Annotated in this window: 3 protein-coding genes; all 3 read left to right on the top strand. The window is 29.8% G+C overall.

The genetic code is table 11. From position 1 onward, the window contains the following. The first annotated feature begins 244 nt into the window (after nucleotides 1–244). The 3 genes from mobQ to ACRC03_RS16710 all read left to right on the top strand — a co-directional run bounded on the left by mobQ (nucleotide 245) and on the right by ACRC03_RS16710 (nucleotide 3,831). Nucleotides 245–1,912 carry a MobQ family relaxase gene (gene mobQ / locus ACRC03_RS16720; protein ID WP_438653736.1) on the top strand — a complete coding sequence of 556 codons (1,668 nt, stop codon included), beginning with the start codon at nucleotides 245–247 and terminating at the stop codon, nucleotides 1,910–1,912. Nucleotides 1,913–2,334: 422 nt separating this feature from the next. Then, entirely contained in the window at nucleotides 2,335–2,667 is a 333-nt protein-coding gene (locus tag ACRC03_RS16715) for a hypothetical protein (protein WP_438653735.1), read from the top strand. A 657-nt stretch (nucleotides 2,668–3,324) separates the two neighbouring features. Next, nucleotides 3,325–3,831: a hypothetical protein gene (locus ACRC03_RS16710; RefSeq protein WP_438653734.1), complete on the top strand. Its 507-nt coding sequence runs from the start codon at nucleotides 3,325–3,327 to the stop codon at nucleotides 3,829–3,831. Nucleotides 3,832–4,259: the final 428 nt, after the last annotated feature.

The raw sequence follows: 4,259 nt of genomic DNA, 5'->3' as shown, positions 1-4,259 counted from the left end.
ATTACGGAATTTGTTAAAGTTAATATAATAAAAGTAGTATTGTAATATTTGTTAATTAGTAGTAAAATTAAGTCAAATAAAAATCCCGTAGTTGAAAGACAAGGGCGCACTTATACACCATACTGGTGTGTACGTTCTTGCAGAAGGCTTTTTATAATATGCGTTGCATATTATTATATTTTTGCTATCACTAAAATATAGAGAACATAGGCATTAAGCCTATGTAAATTAGGATGTGTAATTTATGGCAATATATCATTTTTCAGTTCAAATAATAAGTAGAAGTAATGGGAGTTCTTCTGTTGGTTCATCAGCATATAGAAGTGGTGAAAAATTAGAGAATGAAAGAACGGGAGAAGTCCACGATTATACTAGGAAAACTGGAATAGAATATACAGAAATATTAACTCCATTAAATGCACCAGAATGGGCAAGTGATAGAGCTAATTTATGGAATGAAGTTGAGAAGATAGAGAAAAGTAAAAATAGTCAGTTAGCAAGAGAAATAAATATAGCATTACCTAAAGAGCTATCACTAGAAAAACAAATAGAGCTTACAAGAGAATTTGTAAAAGATACATTTGTAGACCAAGGAATGGTTGCAGATATTTCAATCCACGATAGTAAAAAGGGAAATCCTCACGCTCATATAATGTTGACTATGCGACCTTTTGAAAATGGAGAGTGGGGAGCGAAAGCAAAGAAAGAATATATCTTAGATAAAAAGGGCGAAAAGATAAAGTTAAAAAGTGGTGAGTATAAATCAAGAAAGATAGATACAGTTGATTGGAATAAAAAAGAGAACCTAGAGAAGTGGAGAGAACAATGGGCAAAATATGCAAATAAAACTCTTGAAAGAAATGGAATTAAAGAAATAATAGACCATAGAACCCTTGCAGAGCAAGGCATAGAAAGAGTGCCACAAATTCATGTGGGTACACATGCAAGTGCTATGGAAAAAAGAGGGTTACAATCAGAAAGAGGTCAGTTAAATAATGAAATTAAGGAATTAAATACTAAGCTAGAATATATTGATGAAGAAAGTACAAAGGCAATTACAGAATTTAAAGAGATTAAAGCAGAAGATAAATTAAAGTATAGGTTTGTAACTACTGAAGAAAAGACTATATTAGAAATGGCCGAGAATATAGTTAAAAAGCCATTAGATAGCAAGGCGATAGATTCCTCTAAGGAGAAACTAAATAGTGTTAAAATAGAGGTTGGAAGTGAATTGAGTAATCTAAAATATGAGCCTTATAGTTTACGGGAAGATATTAAGTTGATGAAAGAATGGAGTAAGGAGCTTAAAGAAAACAAAAAGGAACTTGCAGAGCTACCAAAGAATATATTTGGTGGGTACAAAGATAAAACTAGAGCATCTAATCTAAAAAGTAGGATAGAGAGTAAGGAAAGAGCTTTAGAGATAAGAGGATATAGAAATAAAGGCAGTATTTTAGTTAAAGAAGATACATTAAAAGATATTGAGAATAAAATAGATGAAATAAATATGAAGTTAAAGAGAATTAATAATCAGATAGAGATATTAAATAAAAGTAATAAGATACTAGACTTAAAGGAACGTAGAGAGTTTTATTCAGAATATAAAGACCAGTTCCCACAATCTAAATACATAACAGTTGAAGGGGTTAGGGATATAAGGGCTGTAAATGAATATTGTGGTAACAAAGTTGATATAGATAAAATTAATGAAATTTATTTAGAGAAAAAAGCTGAATTTAAATTAGAGACAAATAGTGGAGCTAAAGATATTCTAGGTATGTTTGAAAAGGCTATAAAGACTATAAGTAATATTAAGAGATATGATGAACAAGTACAAGAAAAGTCTCAAAGACAACAAGAGAGAAAAAAGAGTAAAGCAAAATCAAATGATACAGATATAGGATATAGATAATCCAAAAGTGAACTTAATAAACATAAAAAATACTATGGAAATTACTACATAGTATTTTTTATTTGCAAATATTATAAAAAACGATTAAAATAGACTTAATTAAGAATGACAATTTTCGAATTAATTGGAAAAAAATATTTCAAATAATTTCTAATTTAAAAAATTAAATAAAAAAAGCTCTTGTTCAACTCTTATCAATAAGGTTCCAGCCTTAAAGATAAGCCAAACTTTGCAAGGTATTCCAGTACCAAGAAAGCCGTTAGAAAAGAACTTCTTTTACAGTAACAAACGTTACTAAGTATCATATTTACTAACAATATGATAACCGATAAAGAAGAAAATTTCAAGCCTTTTGAGTATGGTAAAACCTTACTTAAAAGGCTTTTTTATATTTAGAATAATAAAATGGGGAGGAAGAAAGTATGGAAACAATATTAAAACAAAATAAAAATAAGAATGAGGTATGGTATACATTAATTGCAGAAGAAGATTTTAAAGAGGTGGATATAAACAAAGTTAAGATTGTTGATGAAGTACATTTAAGTTCAAGAATATCAATATTTAATATAAAAAAATATAGAAGGTATAAATCATTAGCACCAATAGCAGTTAGGGAAAATGAGAATGGAGAATATGAGCTTGTTACAGGAATGAGAACATTTATAGTTGCAAAGCTATTTTCACGTAATGTTAAAGCATATATAACTGATTTAAGTAGAGAAGAATTTAAAGAAAAATATAACTTAGATATATAGATCATTAAGAAGATGTAGTTAATGACAAGAGCATTAACAGTTGGTTATAACTAAAATAATCAAAACAAGGTTGTTGTTCACCTTGAAAAAATGAGCAATAGTGGGACATGCCAAAAAAACACTTAAAACAGATGATAGGTTAGTATTGCCAATGCAGAAAGAATACCTCCGTACAATAGTCCTAGTCCTTATCTTTAGGCGTACGGGAAAGAGCGTGATGACAACGTAAAGGTCAGGTGTGGGAGTTCTAGGAGCATAGGTGCTCGGGAACCATAAGCAGATTAGCATTAGGATAGAACCGTAATGTAGAAAGCTTATGGGTGTGAAAACACGTAACAGATAAGGTGCAAAGAGTGACGGCGACCGAGGTTAAACCTTGTATTCAAAACTTGATGTAGTTATTACCTTATTGATAGACATAATTATATATATGTCTATTTATAAGGGAATAACTGCGTCTATTTCTGGCTCCCTTAGTTTCCCTTGTATTCTATGCCTTCGGCTCTTGAAGTCAAGTCTTTACTATATTTAAAGTATACAAGCTTAATAGGTTATTAGAAGTTTTAATATATATTCATAGTTAAGGCTACTCTTCGACAAGCAATTTATGATAATAGTGTTATAGTAATAATAGATTGTGTTACAGGAGGGGTTTATATGAATATTGATATTGAGGACATAGCTAAAGTAGTTAATAAAAAGTTAAAAGAAGGATTGTCTACGGCACAGATTGAAAAAGAAATGAAGGTAGGAAAAGATACTTTAAGAAAAAAATTAAATAGGGCAAACTATAGGTATAATAAGGATTTGAAGCAATATGAATTAATTAGTAACACAGATATAACATTAAGTGTTACAAAACAAAAAAACACAGATGTGTTAGATAAAAATAACACTAATACAACACAGAGTGTTATAACACAAAGAAATACACCAGTAACACAAAATAAAATAGAGCTTACCGAAGATGAAATTAATATATTAAAAATTATTGCTAGGAATTATAAAATATCAACTAGGAGCTATGAGCTTGAAGGTGAAATTGTAGCTAGGTCAGTTAGAACATATAAAAATGTTTTAGAGCAATTCGCTTCTTACTGCAAAGAAAATAATCTATCACAAAAAGATAGTATAGCATTAGCTTTAATAGATTTTATGAAGTAATTGTACTAGTAATGGATTTTGAGAAATGATAAAATATAATTATAAATTTATTTGCTAACCCGATAGCGAGGTATAAATGGGTGTTGATACTACTCATTATCAGCATAAATAAAGAGTGCAGTAGCCAGACATACTGTAAAGCTTAGGCTTTAAATTAACTGGAGTTAAAATGATTTTTATTTGTCGCTACTCCCATATAGCGAGTAATAAAAGGGAGTTGGTACTACTCAATGCCAACTGAAAATGAGTGTAGCAACCAAGCAACTGCTACTAAAAAGACATATGCCGAGGCTATGATTGTCGCAAAGCTTGGGATTTTATAAGTATAGTTAAACTCTAAGATAGTAATACGAAAGTATTGCTACTTTTAGTGGTGAAGATCTATATCCAACAATAGAAGATAAAATATCTATGATAAGTTATTCATT

The sequence above is a fragment of the Romboutsia sp. genome, from assembly GCF_051659545.1.
In the GTDB taxonomy this organism is placed as follows: Bacteria; Bacillota; Clostridia; order Peptostreptococcales; family Peptostreptococcaceae; genus JBOFOR01.
Note: the sequence above shows the minus strand (reverse complement) of the source record. Positions and strands in the feature narration are given on the sequence as shown.

Coding starts and splice junctions, on each gene's coding strand:
- ACRC03_RS16715 (WP_438653735.1), top strand. CDS start 2,335: ATGGAAACAATATTAAAACAAAATAAAAATAAGAATGAGGTATGGTAT.
- mobQ (WP_438653736.1), top strand. CDS start 245: ATGGCAATATATCATTTTTCAGTTCAAATAATAAGTAGAAGTAATGGG.
- ACRC03_RS16710 (WP_438653734.1), top strand. CDS start 3,325: ATGAATATTGATATTGAGGACATAGCTAAAGTAGTTAATAAAAAGTTA.